The organism is Vampirovibrionales bacterium (genome assembly GCA_016712355.1).
Classification (GTDB): Bacteria; Cyanobacteriota; Vampirovibrionia; order Vampirovibrionales; family Vampirovibrionaceae; genus JADJRF01.
The window spans coordinates 2,095,388-2,114,660 of record JADJRF010000005.1 but is presented as its reverse complement, the minus strand read 5'-3'; the positions used below and the strand labels follow the sequence as shown (position 1 = coordinate 2,114,660).

At 57.6% G+C, this 19,273-nt stretch carries 16 protein-coding genes and 1 other RNA gene; 16 read left to right on the top strand and 1 reads right to left on the bottom strand.

The window, feature by feature from the left end:
* Nucleotides 1–73 precede the first annotated feature (73 nt).
* The 6 genes from IPK79_11140 (at nt 74) to IPK79_11115 (ending at nt 10,400) form a co-directional block, all read left to right on the top strand.
* Nucleotides 74–5,137: a filamentous hemagglutinin N-terminal domain-containing protein gene (locus IPK79_11140; protein MBK8190991.1), complete on the top strand. Its 5,064-nt coding sequence runs from the start codon at nt 74–76 to the stop codon at nt 5,135–5,137.
* Nucleotides 5,138–5,287: 150 nt separating this feature from the next.
* The gene (locus IPK79_11135) at nt 5,288–5,965 is read left to right on the top strand and encodes a hypothetical protein (protein ID MBK8190990.1); all 678 of its coding nucleotides are present in this window, start codon (nt 5,288–5,290) and stop codon (nt 5,963–5,965) included.
* Between the two features lie 98 nt (nt 5,966–6,063).
* Complete coding sequence (locus tag IPK79_11130) at nt 6,064–6,981, top strand: hypothetical protein (GenBank protein MBK8190989.1); 918 nt, start codon at nt 6,064–6,066, stop codon at nt 6,979–6,981.
* A 75-nt stretch (nt 6,982–7,056) separates the two neighbouring features.
* The gene (locus IPK79_11125; GenBank protein ID MBK8190988.1) at nt 7,057–7,323 is read left to right on the top strand and encodes a hypothetical protein; all 267 of its coding nucleotides are present in this window, start codon (nt 7,057–7,059) and stop codon (nt 7,321–7,323) included.
* 15 nt (nt 7,324–7,338) lie between these two features.
* Nucleotides 7,339–9,519, top strand: a complete 2,181-nt coding sequence (locus tag IPK79_11120; GenBank protein MBK8190987.1) for a GAF domain-containing protein — start codon at nt 7,339–7,341, stop codon at nt 9,517–9,519.
* Nucleotides 9,520–10,025: 506 nt separating this feature from the next.
* Nucleotides 10,026–10,400 (top strand): hypothetical protein, encoded by a 375-nt coding sequence (locus IPK79_11115; protein ID MBK8190986.1) that lies wholly within the window; start codon nt 10,026–10,028, stop codon nt 10,398–10,400.
* A 917-nt stretch (nt 10,401–11,317) separates the two neighbouring features.
* Here the strand turns inward: IPK79_11115 and IPK79_11110 are convergent.
* Complete coding sequence (locus IPK79_11110; GenBank protein ID MBK8190985.1) at nt 11,318–12,013, bottom strand: Crp/Fnr family transcriptional regulator; 696 nt, start codon at nt 12,011–12,013, stop codon at nt 11,318–11,320.
* Between the two features lie 330 nt (nt 12,014–12,343).
* On the opposite strand from IPK79_11110, the gene IPK79_11105 reads away from it, so the two are divergent.
* The 10 genes from IPK79_11105 to ssrA all read left to right on the top strand — a co-directional run bounded on the left by IPK79_11105 (nt 12,344) and on the right by ssrA (nt 19,049).
* On the top strand, nt 12,344–12,742 hold the full coding sequence (locus IPK79_11105) for a hypothetical protein (protein ID MBK8190984.1): 399 nt from the start codon (nt 12,344–12,346) through the stop codon (nt 12,740–12,742).
* Nucleotides 12,743–12,826: 84 nt separating this feature from the next.
* The gene (locus IPK79_11100; GenBank protein ID MBK8190983.1) at nt 12,827–13,390 is read left to right on the top strand and encodes a hypothetical protein; all 564 of its coding nucleotides are present in this window, start codon (nt 12,827–12,829) and stop codon (nt 13,388–13,390) included.
* Nucleotides 13,391–13,482: 92 nt separating this feature from the next.
* Nucleotides 13,483–14,028: a hypothetical protein gene (locus IPK79_11095; protein MBK8190982.1), complete on the top strand. Its 546-nt coding sequence runs from the start codon at nt 13,483–13,485 to the stop codon at nt 14,026–14,028.
* Nucleotides 14,029–14,135: 107 nt separating this feature from the next.
* Complete coding sequence (locus IPK79_11090; GenBank protein MBK8190981.1) at nt 14,136–14,576, top strand: hypothetical protein; 441 nt, start codon at nt 14,136–14,138, stop codon at nt 14,574–14,576.
* Between the two features lie 27 nt (nt 14,577–14,603).
* Nucleotides 14,604–15,191 carry a hypothetical protein gene (locus IPK79_11085; GenBank protein ID MBK8190980.1) on the top strand — a complete coding sequence of 196 codons (588 nt, stop codon included), beginning with the start codon at nt 14,604–14,606 and terminating at the stop codon, nt 15,189–15,191.
* 100 nt (nt 15,192–15,291) lie between these two features.
* Nucleotides 15,292–16,566: an adenosylhomocysteinase gene (locus IPK79_11080; GenBank protein MBK8190979.1), complete on the top strand. Its 1,275-nt coding sequence runs from the start codon at nt 15,292–15,294 to the stop codon at nt 16,564–16,566.
* Between the two features lie 93 nt (nt 16,567–16,659).
* Nucleotides 16,660–17,457, top strand: coding sequence for an S-methyl-5'-thioadenosine phosphorylase (locus IPK79_11075; protein ID MBK8190978.1), 798 nt, complete (start codon nt 16,660–16,662; stop codon nt 17,455–17,457).
* 42 nt (nt 17,458–17,499) lie between these two features.
* Nucleotides 17,500–17,760, top strand: a complete 261-nt coding sequence (locus IPK79_11070) for a YggT family protein (GenBank protein MBK8190977.1) — start codon at nt 17,500–17,502, stop codon at nt 17,758–17,760.
* A gap of 82 nt (nt 17,761–17,842) precedes the next feature.
* Nucleotides 17,843–18,451, top strand: a complete 609-nt coding sequence (locus IPK79_11065) for a hypothetical protein (GenBank protein MBK8190976.1) — start codon at nt 17,843–17,845, stop codon at nt 18,449–18,451.
* A 173-nt stretch (nt 18,452–18,624) separates the two neighbouring features.
* Nucleotides 18,625–19,049: a transfer-messenger RNA gene (gene ssrA / locus IPK79_11060) on the top strand.
* Nucleotides 19,050–19,273: the final 224 nt, after the last annotated feature.

Genomic DNA, 19,273 nt, shown 5'->3' with positions numbered 1-19,273 from the left:
ACAATTTAACTTAAGAATTCTCACAAATGGTCGATAGTGCTCATGAAGTATGAAATGAGCCAAGGATTCTGGCATGAAAAATTTTTACTCTCAGCCGCGAGATTTCAATGACTGGATACGTCGCGGTATGGCGCATGCCAGCCAATGTCTGGCCTCTCCCAAGACCATGCCCAGAGCGGCTGCAAGCTTGCTGATGTCGCTTTTGCTGGCCCAGAACGCCGCCGCCCTGCCCAGCGGCTGGCAGGTAGAAAGCGGCGACGTGTCGTTCGATGTCGTCAATGGCAATACGCTGAACGTCACCTCGCATCAGGCCCATGCGATTATCAACTGGCAGCAGTTTAATATCGCGCAAGGCGAAACCGTTAATTTTCTGCTCTCCAATAATCTTGCTTCTATTTTAAATCGAATTTCCGGCGGGGCCAGCGTGATTAATGGCGCGCTGAACAGCAACGGGACCGTGATTCTCAGCAATCCTGCGGGTCTGACGTTCGGCAATACAGCCAACGTGAATGTCGGCAATTTAATTGCCACGACGTTGCACCTGTCCAGCGCCGATTATCTGGCGCAGAACTGGACCTTTTCGCGGCCCGACGGCGTGGGCGCAGGGCTCATTGACAACCGAGGCGATATCACCACGCAGCCCGGCGGCTTTGTCGTGCTGGCAGGCGGCGCGATTAAAAACAGCGGCAATATTTACGCGCCTGAAGGGCGTATTGCGCTTGCCGCTGGCGATGTCGTCCGCATGCAGGTCAGCCCGACGCAATCGGTTGAAGTCACGATCGATGAAAGCGTTAAAGCCCAGATTGACGGCCTGCAAAGCGCTATCGACAACAGCGGAACGCTTAGCGCGCAGGAGATTCGCCTCAAAGCCAAATTAATTGAAGCCTTGTACGCCAGAACCATTAATCATACCGGCGTGATGACCGCCAGCACTGCCAAAATTGGCGAAACTGGGACGATTCAGCTACGCGCGGAAGGCGCGGACGCCTCGATTGTCGTGGGAGAGTCCGGCGAACTCACAGCCAACGGCGTGGGTTCCGGCAATGGCGGCGCGATTACGCTGCTGGCCGACGCGCAGACCCAGTTTGACGGTCTGGCCGAGGCCAAGGGCGGCGAGATTTCCGGGAACGGCGGCTTTATTGAGACATCCGGGACCCAGACGCTGCGCATTGGCCAGACAGCGCGCGTCAATGCGTCTGCGACAAACGGCGCCGCAGGCGAATGGCTGATGGATCCGACTGATATGACCATCCATGCCGGGGCCGGAGCCGATGACGCCTCGAACGTCTATGCCAATAATATTCAGGCGACGCTGAATACGGGCACCAGCGTGACCGTTCAGACTGCGGCTGCGGGCGGCGCGGCGGGCAACCTCACGGTGATGCAGGATACCAGCATTGCCAAAACTTCCGGCGGCGATGCGACGTTGACGCTCAAAGCGCATAACTCGATCCTGATGACGGGCACTTCAGGCCATGGCATTAGCGTGACCTCTACCAGCGGCAAATTAAATCTGGTCCTCAACTCTGATACCGATCAAGGCGCAGACGCGGGCGCCGGCGGGGCCGTTCGGCTGGATTACACGAATATCAACACCAATGGCGGTAATATCACCATCGGCGGCGGCGCGGACCCGACGACCCAAGCCGCCAGAGGCACAACGGCCCACAACGACGGCATTACCCTGCTGAATGGTTCTGTTCTCAATGCGGGCGCGGGCAATATCTCGCTGCGCGGGAAAGGACGCGATATCGCGGGCACATCCGATTTGTATGGCGTTTATTTGGATACAGCCAGCCAGATTAGAACGACGTCCGGGCATATCGCCATCACGGGAACCGGCGGTAACGGAACTACCTTGAATTACGGCGTTGCTTTAATCGGCGCCAATACGTTAGTTACCAGCCAAAGCGGTTCCGTGACCGTATCGGGAACCGGCGGAACGGGCACGGCGGAAAGAAATTATGGCGTTTACATTTACAATGGCGCTCAAATTACCAGCACGGGCGCTGCGACGTTGGCGGTGACCGGTACAGGCGGCGGCGGCACGTTTCGTAACGATGGCATTCGGGTTTTTGGCGCCAATACGGGCATTGCCGGACAAAACGGCACGGTTACAGTAAATGGCCAGGCAGGCAATGGCAGCCAGAATTATAATATGGGGTTAATTATCCATTCCGGCGCTTTTATAACCGCCAGCGGCTCTGGCTCCCTTACCATTGCTGGAACGGGCGGCGCTGGGACGACTGATAACCACGGTATTTACTTCGATGGCACTAATTCCCGTATTACCAGCAATACGGGTAATATTAACATTACGGCGCAAGGCGGAAACGGCTCGGGCAATAACAATAATGGCTTCTATCTTCAAAACGCCGGCACTGTGAGCGCTAGTGGTTCCGGGAATATTACGATCACCGCGACTAAGGGCGCAAACACTTCCAGCAGTTTTATTACGGCCGCAGTCCTTAATACAATTGGCAGCAATACCATGACGGGCTCTATTGCCCTGCGGGCCGATGATTTCAGTTTGACCAATCTGGCGATTAGAAATAATGGCGGCGAAATTAACTTTTCTCCCAAATCGTCGGGCCTGAGCATCGGCGTCAATGGGGGCGCGGGGATCTTGCAGCTCACCAATGCCATGCTCAATACCATTAATACCAGTGTGGTACAGCCTTCTCTCGTCACGCTGGGCGACGCTGCCGCTGGATCGGGTACGGTGACGATTGCCGATAACTGGAACGTCAATGCTTACGCGTTTAATCTCAAAGTCGCGGGCGGCAACGTTAATGCAAGTAATATCAATGCGGGCGCCCGTAATTTGACGCTTCAGGCGAATACCGGCAATATTACCGACGCAACCGGAACCATTACCGCCAATCAATTGACATTGACTGCTTCAAACGGATCGGTTGGTTCCTCAGGGCAGCGGATTAATACCAACGTCACGTCGCTAAGCGTTAATGCAGCCTCCGATGCCTATCTACAGGAATCAAACGCGCTGACGCTTAATGCTTCGACTGTTGGCGGCTCGCTGGATGTGCTGACGGGCGGCGACATTACGACCGGCGGGGCCATTAACGGCAACCATATTACCTTGCGCTCAACGGATCCCGATGGCGATATTACTCTCGGCCATGCGGTTACCGCGACGGGTAGCCTGTCACTCACCGCCAGCGGAACGGGTGACATCACCCAGACGGCTGGAACATTGTCAGCGACGGATTTAACCCTTGCGACTGCAACGGGTTCTGTGGGCAGCGCGGGGAGTCGTATTTCTACGGCTGCGTCCACGCTGACGCTGAACGCCGGGGGCTCGGCCTATGTATCAGAAGCCAATAACGTCACGTTGAACGCATCGACCGTTGGCGGCGCGCTGGACCTGTTGGCCGCAGGCGATATTACGACCGGCGGGGCGGTGGGCGCCAACCAGATCACGTTGCGTTCAACCGATGCCGATGGCGATATCCTGCTCGGACATAACCTGACCGCGACGAATACCCTGTCGCTGACGGCTAACGGGACGGGCGATATCTTGCGGACGGCGGGGACGTTGTCGGCAGCAAATATCACGCTCGCCGCGGGTACAGGCGCCATCGGCAGCGCGGGGAGTCGCGTGGCGACCTCGACGTCAACGCTGACGCTGAACTCGGGCGGTTCAGCTTATCTCTCGGAAACAGATGATCTGACGCTTAACGCGTCGACCGTCAGCGGTTCGCTGGACGTGCTGGTTGGCGGCGATATCACGACCGGCGGGGCCACTAATGGCGGGAATATCACGCTGCGCTCGACCGGCGCGGACGGGGATATCCTGCTGGGACATAACCTGACGGCGAGCAATAGCCTTTCGCTAACCGCCAGTGGTACAGGCGACATTACCCAGACGGCTGGAACTCTCTCGGCGACGGATTTAACGCTTGCCGCGGGAACAGGTTCCATCGGCAGCGCGGGGAGTCGCCTGTCCACGACGGCGTCCACGATCGCCCTGAATACCGCTGGTTCTGCCTATCTCAACGAGGTGAATGATGTCACGCTGAACGCCTCTACCGTAGGCGGCGCGTTGGATGTACTGGCCGGTGGTGACATTGCGATTGGCGGGGCCGTCAGCGCCAACCAAATCACGTTGCGTTCAACCGATGCCGATGGCGATATCCTGCTAGGACATAACCTGACTGCGACGAATAACCTGTCGCTGACGGCCAACGGCACGGGCGATATTTTGCGGACGGCGGGGACGTTGTCGGCAGCAAATATCACGCTCCTGACGGGAACGGGTTCCATCGGCAGCCCGGGCAGTCGCGTTGCTACGGCGACGTCGACGCTGACGCTGAACGCCGGGGGGTCGGCCTATCTCGCGGAAGCGGATGATATCACGCTCAACGCTTCGACGGTCGGCGGCGCGCTGAATATTGACAGCGGCGGCACGATGACCCTCTCGGGTTTGTTAACAGCCGCAACGGCGAATTTAAGCGCTTCGGGCAATATTCTCGATGGCAATGGCGCCGCCAATAATCTGACGACGACGGGACATGCCTCGCTCACGGCAAACGGCATTATTGGCGCCCTGCTCGACCCGCTGGATGTTCAGATTGGCGGCGTGTTGACCGCTCATGCCCATACGTCTGTGGATGGCTTTGCCATTGTTTTAAATGGCGCGGTGGGCGGCCTGGATGTTGTTTATCCTGAGACCGTTTTACCCCCGAGCGCTTACTGGGATGGATTAAAAGCGCTGGGCCAGAACCGCACGGCGAAAGCGGAAGCCTTTAATGTATTAATGAACGGGTCTATTCTGCTGGGCCAGACTCAGGTGGTGACATCTGCTTCGGATGTCAGCTTCCTCCTGTGGGACAAACAAACTCCCGGCATGACCGAATTGGCGCAACAGCGCGTGGAGGCGCCGCCGTCTTCACAGGATGTGAGTGAGCTGCACGACGGGCCGCTGGTGGACATGGACAACGTGCCCATGCCTTCTACCGGGGCTTCTGCTCTCGAGATCGTCTCGCGAGACGCCTACGACGCCAATCGCCTCTTGGAGGCGCATCAGTCTTATCTTGCGTGCCGTCGCGCTCACGGGAAATTGCTAAACCCGCTGCGTCGTGAGCGCCCGCGGACCGCGATGGCGACGGTTCAATAGGAACACGCTTGCCGGACGGGTCTATTCGCAAGGGATTCACGGAGTAGAGAGAATACGAGGGGCAACTTGTCTCTTAATTTTGTTTTTATTATTTAAATGGCGGTTTTTGTTCGTCACTGAACATGAAGAGACAGGAGAGATCGGAGAGAGATGCAGGTTCATAGTTATTTTATTCAGTATGCCAGCGCCTCGATGAGGCCGGATCTCCCCGGTGGCGGCATGCAGACAATGAGATATCCTAGCGATGACGGTCCGGGGATGCGCCCTCCAATCATGGGCGGCCCGTGGGATTTTCCCGGCGGCGGCATGCAGACGATGAGATATCCTAGCGATGACGGCCCGGGGATGCGGCCTCCAATCATGGGCGGCCCGTGGGATTTTCCCGGCGGCGGCATGCAGACGATGAGATATCCCAGCGATGACGGCCCGGGGATGCGCCCTCCAATCATGGGCGGCCCGTGGGATTTTCCCGGCGGCGGCATGCAGACGATGGCCTTCCCCAGTGATGACGGTCCGGGGATGCGCCCTCCAATCATGGGCGGCCCGTGGGATTTTCCCGGCGGCGGCATGCAGACGATGATGTTTCCCAGTGATGACGGCCCGGGCATGCGCCCTCCAATCATGGGTGGCCCGTGGGATTTCCCCGGCGGCGGCGCGCAAACGGCGGCCTTCCCCAGTGATGACGGCCCGGGGATGCGTCCTCCAATCATGGGCGGCCCGTGGGATTTCCCCGGCGTCGGCGCGCAGACGAAGATGTTTCCCAGTGATGACGGTCCCGGGATGATTCCGCCGAACGTCAATGGAAGTAAGTATGAGCTTTTCTTTTAAAGGCCGGATCTGATTAAAACTTTGCGCTCAAACGCATCCGCCCGGACGAATGCGCGCGATTTGGCCTTTTAAACCGAAAACATTGCTAGAATAGAACCATGATCCTCATTATCGGGACCGAAGACGACGCCCTGTCGGTGTTTATGCGCGATAAAATACGCGCGCGCGGTTTATCTGCCTTCATGCTCGATACCATGCGGTATCCGCGCGAACTGCGGGTGAGCTTTGATCCGCAAACGCCGTCTAATGGGTGGATTCGCTCTGAGGCCGAAGGCGTACGCGTAGGATTTGATGAAATCCTCGGCGGGTATCGGCGTTGGAGTAAAGGGGTCTGGGCGCCGCAAGAGGCCGACCCGATGTTGCAGGAAATCGTCTACTGGAATAACGAGTCTGCGCTGGGGAGCTTTTTGCGCTGTCTGGATTGTCTGTGGATTAATAGCGCGGCGGCGACCGATTTACATCGGTATAAGGCCTACCAGCTCAAACTGCTGAAACAGGCGGGCGTGCGCGTGCCGAAAACCCTGGTGAGTAACGATCCCGAGGCGGTTCGCGCGTTTTTTGACGATTGCGGCGGCGAGGCGATTTATAAACCGGTTCGCGGTTGGGCGCACGCCGCGCGTCTGACGGTGGCGGATTTAACGCCCGAGCGCCTGCAAAGCCTGTCGCTCTCTCCGGCAAAATTTCAGGAATTGATTCCAGGCTGCGATATTCGCGCCTATTGGCTGATGGGCGAGATGTTCGCCATGGAGATCCAGAGCCAGACGCTGGATTTTCGCGAAGACGAGCAGGCGCGACGCGTTCGGGTTGACCTGCCGACAGAGGCGCTGGCCATGTGCCAGACGATTGCCAACACGCTTGACCTGGCATTTACGGGAATCGACTTGAGAAGAACGCCGCAAGGCGAGTACGTGGCGTTTGAGGCGAACCCGACGCCGCTATTTCTGCGAGACGAGTACGAGAGCGGCTATCCTATCAGCGACCGTATTATCGATCATCTGGCGCAGGCGGGCCGCTGAAAAAAGCAGGGCCTGCTTGTCGCCGACGCGTCCTTCTGCGAGAATACGCCCGTGCAGTCAACCGGAGGAGAGCGCATGACCACGAGCGGGTTTTTCCAGAACGCCGAGTATATCATCCCGTTTGACAAGATTACGCATGTGGCCAAGTTTCCGCCCGATCGCATCGAAGTGGGCCTGGTGGATGGGGAGTCCGTGATAATTCTGGGGGAAGACTGCAAAACGTTATTGCAGCATTATCTGGCTTATCTTCAGCGGCAGGCCCAGCGTCTGGCCGCTAAAACCCCCTTGCCGCCTGCTGCTGCCGCCGCAACGCCTGCTTCTCCCTTCGGCGCCGCTTCATAGCGCTCGGACCGCGCCTTGGACTCGTCGCTGATTGAAAACTGTCAGGCGCCCCTGGCTCTGCTCGACGCCGCTGGCGCAATCTGCGCCGCAAGCGCTTCGGCGCGCCAACGATGGGCAGCGCTCGCCGACGCTCTGGCCGCCTGCGCGCGGCGTGACGGGGGGCGTCTACAGGTCGCCGATGCGCTGCATCCCGACTGGCCGACGCATGTGCGCCTGTCCCCGGAACTGGCGGTTCGCCTGACGCCCTTGAATCCCAGCGGCGATCGCGCGCAGGATTCGCGCCGCTGGTTGCTCGAATGGGAGCGCGATGACGCCGAGAGCGCGCAAGCCGCCAGCGCCTTGCGTTTGCTGCGTGACGTGGGGCGCGCGGTAAATTCTTCGCTGGTGCTGGAAGATATCTTTGAGGCTCTGGGCGACGTCCTGCGCGATGATATTCCGCACGAAGAGGCGTGCATTGTGATTCTGGAGCCCAGCGGCAACGGGGTCAAAATGCTGATCCGCCTGAATCGCGAAGGGACGCTGGAAATCTCGGGCGAGAAAAACGCCTTTGCCGGCTACGATCCGGTAACCGATCGCGTGGCGCGCACAGCGCAACCGGCGATTCTAACCCGCGACGCGCTGGCGTCTTCGCGCCTGTTCTCCGAAAAAATCGCGTCGGCGCTGGTCACGCCGCTGGTGAATAAGGGCGTGCTGATCGGCCTGATGGCCCTGGGAGGCGATGCGCCGTCGCAGTTTACGCCCCTGCAACTCAAGTCCCTCTCCGATGTCGCCGAACAGGTCGCCGTGGTGGTCGAGAACGCCAATCTGTACTGGCAATCGCAGACCCAGGCCAGTCGCGAGCTTTTAATTAACCAATTGACGCGCGCCATCCGGCAATCACTGGAAATCGACGCCATTTTAAGCGCTGCGGTGCAAGAGTTGGGCCGCGTATTGGGCGTCAGTCGGTGCTTTATCCAGTATGGCCCGGAAGAAGGCGACACGCCTGCCCGGTCGTATTCCTACGAGCTGCCGGGCGTCGAGCCCGTGGGCGCCGACGAGCTGTCCGCCGCCGCATTGGAGCAAACGGTCTTTGAAGAACGCCTGAAGCGCTCGCCTGCGTCTCAAGACACGTGGAATCCGTTTATTCTCAACGACGTTCGCGACTGTCCGCCGTTTCTCACCTGTCAGGCGTTTTTTGCGCGGCGCCATGTGCAGTCGTTAGCCGTCTTCCCCATCTTAATCCGCGATCGGTTGGTGGGGACGTTGACGATGCATCAGTGCGACGCCTTTCGCGTCTGGACCATGGCCGATATCGAGCTGTTGAAAGCCATTGCGGAGCATCTGGGCGTGGCGCTGCATCAGGCTCAACTGTTTGGCGAACTCGCTCAGCGCACCAACGCGCTGGAACAAACGCTGGCCGAGCTGCAACAGGCGCAGATTCATCTGGTGCAGTCGGAAAAAATGGCGATGCTGGGCCAATTCGTAGCCGGTATTGCGCACGAGGTTAACACGCCGCTGGGCGCGATTGCGGCCAATGAAGACACGCTGAGAAGCTGCCTGGAAAAGCTTCGCGGCGGAATGGACAGTCAGGACGCGGAAAAATGGCTGGCGTCGATGGAAACCCTGCTGGGCATCAACCGCCATGCGTGCCAGCGCATCGGCGAAATCGTCCGCAACTTACGCAATTTTGCGCGCCTGGACGAGTCGGAATTAAAAAGCGTCGACCTGCGCGAAAACATCGACAGCGCGCTGCTGCTGGTGCAAAACATGCTCACCCAGCGCGGCATCCGGCTGGACAAGCGTTATCACGACGGCTTGCCTCTGGTCGAATGCTTTCCCGGCCTGCTGAATCAAGTGGTTATGAATATGCTGGTGAACGCGATTCATGCGCTCGAAGATCGCCCTGACGCCGCGATTATCATTGAAACCGAAGCCCAGGACGACGACGCCATGGCGGTGATTCGGATTCAGGACAACGGCAAGGGAATCGCAGCGGCGCATTTGAGCCGTATTTTCGACCCCGGGTTTACCACTAAGGGCGTGGGCGTGGGAACGGGCTTGGGGCTTGCCCTCTGCTATAAAATCATCGAAAAACATGGCGGCCGTATCGAGGTTCGCAGTGAGGAAGGGGCGGGCGCGTGTTTTGAAGTGCGCATCCCCGTCAGTCAGGCGCTGGCCCGACTCGCCCGCAATGTTCCGGCGGAAAAATGCGGTTAGCGGCAATCATATAAACCCCGGATCGCTTGGCTTCAGAGGCGATTTCGTCAGATGCGCTGTTCAACGCCTGCGATAAAGGCCTTTAAAAGAAAAATCACCCTGAAAGGCAATCAGGGTGACAGGAACAAACGAGGTGGTTAAGTTGTGGATTACTCTTAGTATCGCGTCGCGCGCCCCGCGTCATCATCGTCCGATTACACGAGCCGCCGCGCGAAAAACCCTCTCCCTTAGACGCTTTACGCCACATGGTCTCCTGTCGCCTGCGTAGATAAAGCCGCTTTCAACGCGATTTTTACTGCGACAAACCGATTCCTGAGGCAATTAAATGCGGATTCTCATCGCAAAACGATATATTTTATAAATAAAATAGACCTCATGGCCGAGGAAAATCATCCGCCCGGTGAATGAAACGCGGGCCCGCGCCCCTCATAATAAGGACATTCGGTGATGCGTCAGCGTGTCGCAACGGATAGAGAGTATGGGTTTAATTCCGTGAGGTGACGGTTATGGTTGAGCAGATTTCAGGAAATCAGGGCCGCTTGATTGCGGACGCTTTGCTGACCCGGCGTTCAGACGCCGCCGAAAATCTGGAGGGCGTCGCGTCGCAGGCGAGCGCTCCTCAAAACGCTTCCGCCACGGTACTGGCTTTTCTGGATAACGCCGACGTGTCGGCGAAGGCCCGCAGGCTGCTGGAAGCCTCGCGTTTCGGTCGTCTGGCGATGGAAAGCCCGGATGCGGATGTGTCCGCCCGCGCGGATCTCGTGGCGCAGTTGCGCTCGATGGTTGAGCATGGCAAGTTATCTGACCTCACGCGTCGCTACGACAATGCGGTTTTGGCTCAGAGTCTGTTAAACAGTCCGACGGCGGCTTTTCTGAGATAGATTTCGGGCGTTTTCCGCCCAATAAGTGGACATACTCAGAGACACAGTTGACAGGACCATTGATATCCGTTTATGCGATAGACGGGGCGTTGAATGGCTGCGTGCAGCCATCGGCGCCCTTTTTTTTAGGTGAGATTTGGGCCAAGGGGGCCGGTCCCTTCCCCTTGGGACCCCCTCCCTGAGGGCTTGGGGCTTGGGAGTTGGGATCTGGGCCAAGGGGGCCGTTCCTTCCCCCTTGGGACCCGCTCCCTGAGGGCTTGAGGCTTGGGAGTTGGGATCTGGGCCAAGGGGGCCGTTCCCTTCCCCTTGGGACCCGCTCCCTGAGGGCTTGGGGCTTGGGAGTTGGGATCTGGGTCAAGGGGGCCGGTCCCTTCCCCTTGGGACCCGCTCCCTGAGGGCTTGGGGCTTGGGAGTTGGGATCTGGGTCAAGGGGGCCGGTCCCTTCCCCTTGGGACCGCCTCCCTGAGGGCTTGGGGCTTGGGAGTTGGGATTTGGGCCAAGGGGGCCGGTCCCTTCCCCTTGGGACCCCCTCCCTGAGGGCTTGGGGCTTGGGAGTTGGGATCTGGGCCAAGGGGGCCGTTCCTTCCCCCTTGGGACCCGCTCCCTGAGGGCTTGAGGCTTGGGAGTTGGGATCTGGGCCAAGGGGGCCGTTCCCTTCCCCTTGGGACCCGCTCCCTGAGGGCTTGGGGCTTGGGAGTTGGGATCTGGGTCAAGGGGGCCGGTCCCTTCCCCTTGGGACCGCCTCCCTGAGGGCTTAGGGCTTGGGAGTTGGGATTTGGGCCAAGGGGGCCGGTCCCTTCCCCTTGGGACCCCCTCCCTGAGGGCTTGGGGCTTGGGAGTTGGGATCTGGGCCAAGGGGGCCGTTCCCTCCCCCTTGGGACCCCCTCCCTGAGGGCTTGAGGCTTGGGGCTTGGGGGCTAGGGGCCTTCGGCCAGGCGGAGGAGGCCGTCGCGATTGAGGATAATGACTTCATGGCCTTGCATCTCGATCATGCCTTTTTGCGACAGCTTGCGAAACGAGCGCGAAAGCGTCTCCGGGATGGTCGCCAGAATGGCCGCCAGCGTTTTTTTCTGAACCGTAATCGCTGCGCGGGCGGGCGTGTTTTCGCTGACCGATAGCAGATACTTGGCCAGACGCGCATCGACGTTGCGTAACGATAGATCCTCAATGCGCTGGTTAAACTCGCGCAGGCGAAGCGAAAACTGCGAGAGCATCTTGAGCAGCATTGCCGGACGCGTTTCGGCCAGCGCGCGGAATGCGGGGCCGTCGATGCGCAGGACCGTCGTGTCCTCCAGACACAGCGCGTTGGCCGGATATGTCGCCTCTCCGCCAAAAATAGGAAACTCGGCGAACGTATCGCCCGCGGCAAACAGATGCAAAATCATTTCTTTGCCGTCGGGGCCGATTTTGTAGACTTGTACGCGACCCGATCGAACCCAGTAAAACGCCGTCGCGGCGTCGCCTTCCCCAAAAATAAGCTCATTTGCGCTATAGCGTTTGGGCTGCGTAAAGCCGGCAATCAACGAGACGTCTTCTTGTGACAGGCCGGCAAAAAAGGCAATACTGCGGATAGCGTCAATGGTTTCGATAGACTCGATGGACTCAATAGACACGTTCTCAGGGCCTCTTCTCCGGTAATGCGAGACAGTCTCAATAGAGCTTGATCATACCCGGAAGTCTTCGCTGCGGGAAGTCCGCAGGGAAAAGGCAATTCTAATCTTTATGCGCGTTCTTCTCATGCATAGCTTACTTGATGACGGTCTGCTCTCGTGTTGTCTCCTGCTCAAAACGCTTTTAGATGCCCGATTGAACCAAATGCGTCGCCCGCCCGCTTTGGCGCTAACGAGCCGGACGTAAACCCCTTGGGGCTGATTCTGAACGTGTCTGCGCCCCCGACGTCTTTTAAAGCGACGCTCACAAGGAGCGCAGAAGTTTTCAAAGGCATGACGCCCGAAGAAGTTCTGCGAACGCCCGGCGCATCGTTAAGCGGGGATATGACGATAGATGGCAGGACGTATTGGGTGGATTCAAATACTTTTCCCGAGCATCCTTACTTGGGAGTGCTTCACTCGTTTCGAGTGAGCCCCCGCCATTCAAGCGGTCTCGCGCAAGAGATTTTAGAGGTTGAAGACAGGTTTTGTATTTTGTGTACATTGAATCCGCGGGGGGAGGTAATTACTAAGAATGTCAATATTTCCCCGTTACTGCCCTTCCGTCATGAGGCGCTTAAAGCGCTGATCGCCCAAACCCCCGATGCAATACCGCTTGGCCATTGGCTGATGCGCCTGCTCATTGCGCATGTTTTACCTCGCTGGGCGGGCGAAGGTTATATAAAAGCTTAAGGGCAATTTCTGGATTGCGTTGCGTTACCATGGATAGGCGCCGTCGTTCTATGTTTACTGGCGCATTACTTCAGAGATTGAGCCATGACGCTTTCAATCGCCCCTGCTCCTGCCTTTCGCGTTGCTTCGCCTTCGGTGCGTTTGGGTCGCGCGACGGATCAGGCCTTTCCCGCGTCCGAGCAACCGGCGCAAAAGGATCGTTATGAGACGGCTTTACTGACTGCGGCAAACGTTGTCCAGAGCATGACGGTTCAGGACGTTTTAGAGACCCCTGGCGCCAGTCTTCAGGCAGAAATCACATACGACGGTATTCGTTCTGTCGCCAGCATGCATATCGTCTCAGACTCAACGTGTGTAGGCGGCATTATGAACCAATTTTCTATTACGCCGCTCAATCGTCGAAATCTTCAGGGATTGGAGGTTTTCGAGTCCGACGCGGGCGCCACTGTGTTGGGTTATGATCGCGATGGAGGCCACAGAGAGCTGACAGACCCTGAAAAAGGGACGGCCATTGCGGCCCGGAATCAGATCATCGCGCGCATGGTTGAGCTGTCTCCCACCCAAATTTCATATGGGGATTGGCTGAAGCGGATGCTAGCGGCATACGTCCCCTCTCTTAAGGGAAAAGGTGATGCTTTGCCTGCCTGATTTGGCTGCGCAATTCCAGATTTTCAGCGCGTTATCATGCATGCGCTCATGACGCGCCCCTACTTTCCCCGGTGATGAAAGGTTTTGGCAACATGATCACTTCCGTTGGCTTTGTTTCTGGAAATCGTCAGTCGTTTCCGGTTGCAAGCGTTAGAAAATCTGCTTCTGCGGTTCTTTTTGGCCAAGGCGATCGCGTTCTTGGCGATTATTTGCGGCTCATTGATCCTCTGCCGCCGCCAGAAATTAGAATCCCTTCTCTGAAATCGCAAATAACTCGTAGAACAAGAACGGTTGAGGATTTTTTACGTATTAAGGGGAATAAAGTCGAAGGAACTATTGAATTGGATGGGACGCCGTTCAATTTTTCTGCCCATACATTGAAGAACGATCAAAAGGTTCCTACCAACATTTTCATAATAGGGCCATCCTCTGGAAGAGGAGGCGAAAAATTGAAAATTCTGGATTTTCAGGATGGTAATAAAATTGTTACTCTTTCTCGCCCTGGCTCAAATCATGTTGAATCGTTGGGGAGAAGACAGGAAGCCGCTCTTGATTTGAGAAACAGAATAATAGAGTCCTGTATTCCTCAGCAAAATGGCGTTTTGTCGGAAATATTGAGCTGGCTTCCACGCTTCTAAGTTGTAGTTGAGCCTTGAAAATCCCCCTTGCCTTGAGATCGCGGGAGGCGGCAATATGCGGCGCCTCCTCTCGCCCGCTGCGCTTTGGCTCACGCTATGCGCGCTCCATGGCCGATTATCTCGGCGCCACGCCAGCAACGCGACGCGCGCCCAAAGAAATCGTGGTGAGGCTTATCGAGCAATCCAGCCTGAAGCCGGGCATGACCCTTTCGCGCTTATTCGCCACGCCTGCGCTAATCTTCAGGGGACTGCTTGAAATCGATGGTATTTATTATAAATTGTCGATAGACGCCATCACCCCTCAGGGCGGCGGCCTGCAATCGGTGTTCCAGTTGGCTCGCCTCAACGATAGCGAACGGCTTTTAATCTGCGAATCGTCCGGCGAAAGACGCATCACGTATATCCCGCGCGAAAGCGCCCTGCCCGCAGAAGCCCCGGATTTTCCCGCCTCGGCGCTCGCCTTGCGCGACACAGTGGTACAAGCCATTCTGCCGCCGCAACGTCAGAACCGGCTCCGCGCGTTGTGGGATCATTATTGGTCTTCCTGAGCCCCTCGCTTTAAAAAAGGACGTTCCATGTCAGTTCACGTCTCGTTATTGTCACCAGCGTTTCAAGCGCCGGGTAAAACGCAGCCCAAGGCTTCCGCCGTGCGCTTTAAAGCGCTCACGCGAGACCAGTTGATTCAGCGCGATCCCCTCGCTGATTTGTTGGTAAACAAGGGCTTTTCGTCTCGCCCTTTTCGCGATGTCAAGGTGATTTCCGGTAGCCTGCGGGGAATTGCCTCTGTGGACGATCTGTTCGATAAAACATTAAAACCCTTCGAAATTGAATTCCGCTTGCAGGACAAATTTTATCGTCTCAATTATCAAATTGCGAATCTCCAGGGGGAACTTGTACCGGCCTTTTCGGTAAAGCCGAATCGACTTCGCTTTTCTCACCACGTATTCACAGAATGCGCCAGGCCGTTTTTTAATTGCACCTACTTGCCTAATAAAACGGCGGCTTCAAGCTTGGTATTCGGCTCTTTCGATAACTATAATCGCCCGCCCTATACTGAAGATCTCCTCCCTGCGCTGCTGGACGCTATCCAGAACCCGACCCCGTTTTCGTTGGCAGAGTATGCGGGAGGGTTTTTAAGAATGTTCTTTACAGACCCTCTGTGAACGCGCGCCTGAGGTCGTGGCATGCGTTTGAATCCGGCGCGCCCCTGTTATAGGATACCGCTTTCATACGAATGAGAGACGACCCGACAGGAGAGCCCCCATGACCCCCACTGCGACGATTCCCCATGAAGTCAAAGACTTGGGCCTTGCGCCTCAGGGCAAAAAGCAGATTGACTGGGCGGATCGCGATATGCCCGTGCTGCGCGCCATTCGCGAGCGCTTTGAGCAGGAGCGGCCTTTTCAGGGCGTGCGGCTCGTCTCATGCAACCACATCACCAAAGAAACCGCCAATCTGGCCCGCACGCTCAAGGCGGGCGGCGCAGAGTCCATGTTAATCGCCTCCAACCCTCTCAGCACGCAAGACGACGTCGCCGCGTCGCTGGTGCTGGACTACGGGATTCCGGTTTACGGCATCAAGGGCGAAGACAATGCGATGTACAACAAGCACGTGCATCTGGCGCTGGACTTTAAGCCCAACATCATTATTGACGACGGCTCGGACGTGGTTGCTACGCTGGTGAAAGAGCGCGCCGATTTGATTTCGGGCGTCATCGGCAGTACGGAAGAAACCACCACCGGCATCGTGCGCCTCGAAGCGATGGTCAAAGACGGCAAACTGCCCTGGCCTGCGGTCGCCGTCAACAATGCCCAGACCAAGCATTTCTTCGATAATCGCTACGGCACGGGCCAAAGCACGCTGGATGGCGTCATTCGCGCGACCAATCTGCTGGTGGCGGGCAAGAATGTCGTCGTGGTGGGCTATGGCTGGTGCGGCAAAGGCGCGGCGATGCGCGCGCGCGGCCTTGGCGCCAACGTCATCGTGACGGAAGTCAACCCCATTCGCGCGATCGAGGCCGTCATGGACGGTTTCCGCGTGATGCAGATGAACGAAGCCGCCCCGCTGGGCGATGTCTTTATTACCGTCACCGGCAATCGGCATGTTGTCGACCGCGAACACTTCCTGCTGATGCGCGACGGGGCCATGGTGTGCAACTCGGGCCATTTCGATCTCGAACTCAACCTGACCTCGCTGGCGGAAATGGCGGTGCGCCGCGATCAGATCCGCCCCTTTATGGAAGAATTCGCGCTCAAGGACGGTCGCCGCATTCTGGTGCTGGGCGAAGGCCGGCTCATTAACCTCGCCGCCGCTGAAGGTCACCCGGCCAGCGTTATGGACATGAGTTTCGCCAATCAGGCTTTGGCGGTCGAGTTTCTGGTGAAGAATCGCGGACGGCTGGAAAACCGCGTCTACGACGTCGCCCCGGAAATCGATCAGCAAATCGCCGAGCTTAAGCTTGCGTCCATGGGCGTGCGCATCGATCGCCTCACCCCCGAGATGGTCGAATACCAGAACAGCTGGATGGTCGGCACCTAAGTCGCCGTCTTCCTGCTGAATCGTCTTGCCCCACTCGCATTAGCACGACAAGGAGCGTATTGACAGATGCCTGCTTTTAATTTCAACGATGCCGTGGAACGTCAGGCCGAGATCGGCGTGTTTGGCGGATCCGGGTTTTATAACTTTCTCACCGACACGCGGTCGGTTCAGGTGGAAACCCCTTACGGCGCGCCCAGCGGCGCCATTACCATCGGCGAGGTTGCCGGCAAGCGCGTGGCGTTTTTACCCCGTCATGGCGCGGACCACAGCCTGCCGCCGCATAAAATCAACTATCGCGCCAACGTCTGGGCGTTTAAAGCGCTGGGCGTCACCCGCGTGATTAGCCCTTGCGCTGCGGGTAGTTTGCAAGCCCACATCAAGCCGGGCGAATTTGTGATCTGCGATCAGTTCGTTGATCGGACCAATGGCCGCGCCGATACGTTTTTTGATGGCCCTATCACCACGCATGTGAGCGCCGCCGATCCGTTTGACGAGTCGCTTCGCCGTCTGGCCTCGCAAGCCGCGCGCGAAAGCGGCATTCCGTGCCACGATCGCGGGACGGTTGTCGTCATTCAGGGCCCGCGCTTCAGCACCCGCGCCGAATCCAAGTGGTATCGCGATCAGGGGTGGGAAGTCATCAACATGACGCAATACCCTGAAGTCCATCTGGTGCGCGAGCTGGAGATGGCGTCTATCAATATTTCGCTTATCACCGACTACGACACCGGGGTGGAAGGCGTGCCGCCTGTGTCGCATGAAGAGGTGATTCAGGTCTTTACCGAGAATAATCACAAGCTGCGTCAACTGCTGTTTCGCCTGATCGAACTGATGCCGTCGGATACCGTGGCCTCTGGCTCGACGGGCGTTCTGGCGCACGCGCGCATGGGCTGAGCCTCACAAAGACGCAACAGAATTGCCGAAGGAGCGCATTCAATGAGTTTTCCCGCAATCGGCGCCATCTTGCTTACGCTGCTGGATCTGCTGACCTGGCTGATTATCGGGCGGTGCCTGCTGTCATTTTTTCCGGCGCTCAACTGGGGCGCGCAGCCATGGAGAACCCTCTACGCCTTAACGGAACCGGTGATGGAGCCTTTTCGGCGCTTGATCCCGTCGATGGGCGGCATTGATATTTCTCCCATGATCCTGTTTATGGTCTTGCAGATTTTGCGCGCTGTTCTATCGACTGCGTTTTAGCCGATTGTTTCGCACTGAGAAGCGGACGATTCGTTTTAAGCGTCTGCTTGCGGCGGGTCCCGTGGCCGAATGAAATGCCGCGATGCGTCGACTTGGGTTTGGACTCGGGTATTTAAAGGACCTAAACCCGCGCCACAGCCCGCTCATTAAAGTCTTTGAGGGGATTGGTCGATACTTAGGGTGGGAGATTCCCCGGTTTATTGATGCCTTTGAGCGCCTTATGACCACGTTGTATCCCATCATCAATTGCGTTCGCTGCGGTCAGGTCTTTCGGCAGATTCTGCGAGACCTGTGCCCGGAGTGTATCGCCGTTGAAGATGAGAACGCCGCCAAAATCGCGCGCCTTCTCAAGGCGAGCGCCCCTGAGGGAGGCCTGTCGCTTGAAGACCTCTCCTCTCAAGCTCTCATCCCGGCCGATGACGTGATGGCGCTGTATGAAGAAGGTTTTTTTCACGACGAAGCGCGCTGGCTCCTGAGAAGCTGTCATAAATGCCTGGAGACCTTCCCGGTTACCGAGTGTCATGGCGATTGCTGCGCGGCGTGTTTCGAGACGATTCAGCGCGAAGTGGGAGATGATCTTCGTTTGCACGACGCCCTTCGTCAGCAAGAGGCGATGGCGTGGGACGGACGGCGACACTATGGCCTCAAAAAAGGCCTCAATGACCGAAACAGAGAATATTACAAGTTCTAACGCTGTTGCGGCGCGTTTTTAAGGCGTTTCGGGATGAAATTTAAATGGCAATATGCTATGGTAAGAGCAGCCGTTCTTTGACAATTCAAGCCGCTTGGAATCCCTGCCTTCGATCCTGTAAGGCTGCCTTGCGCCCGGAATTGTCTGGCGCGCCGGGCGCAAGGCTGTCTTACGGGGCCGATTTGGACTTGACAGGGCGAATTCGGACGCAGACGGCGCGTCGGGGCGCTGTTCCCCGTTATCAACGAGCAACCTTGACAAATGCCAAAAAAAGCAATGTCATCGCCGTTGACTTCTCCGCTAGAAAGGCCCGCAAGGCTGCCTAGTGCGTGAGGTTATCCGCCTCCTAAGGGCGGATGGCCCTCTATCGTCTCCAGCATGCCGAGCGATAGGGTCCTTATGTATGCTAGCTGACAGCCCGCGGGAGAACGGGCTTAACGCGAATCTTTTTCTCCCGACCCGGCGGGGGTAAACGCTTGGATCCGCTCTGAGGCCATGAACCGGGCCTTGGGCGAATTGACGAGAATCCGGTTCTACACGCGTAGATGCCTGCCGGCGAACGTTCTGGACGAGGGTTCGAATCCCTCCGGCTCCACCAGTTTTAGAATCCCACCGGGTTTGCTGCCCGGAGGGGTTCGAACCCTGTGTCGAGACCTTTCCCGAATCCCTCCGGCTCCACCAGCTTTAGAATCCCACCGGGTTTGCTGCCCGGAGGGGTTCGAACCCTGTGTCGAGACCTTCTCCGAATCCCTCCGGCTCCACCAGCTTTAGAATCCCACCGGGTTTGCCGCCCGGAGGGGCTAAATCTGGTTCTAAAGAGTT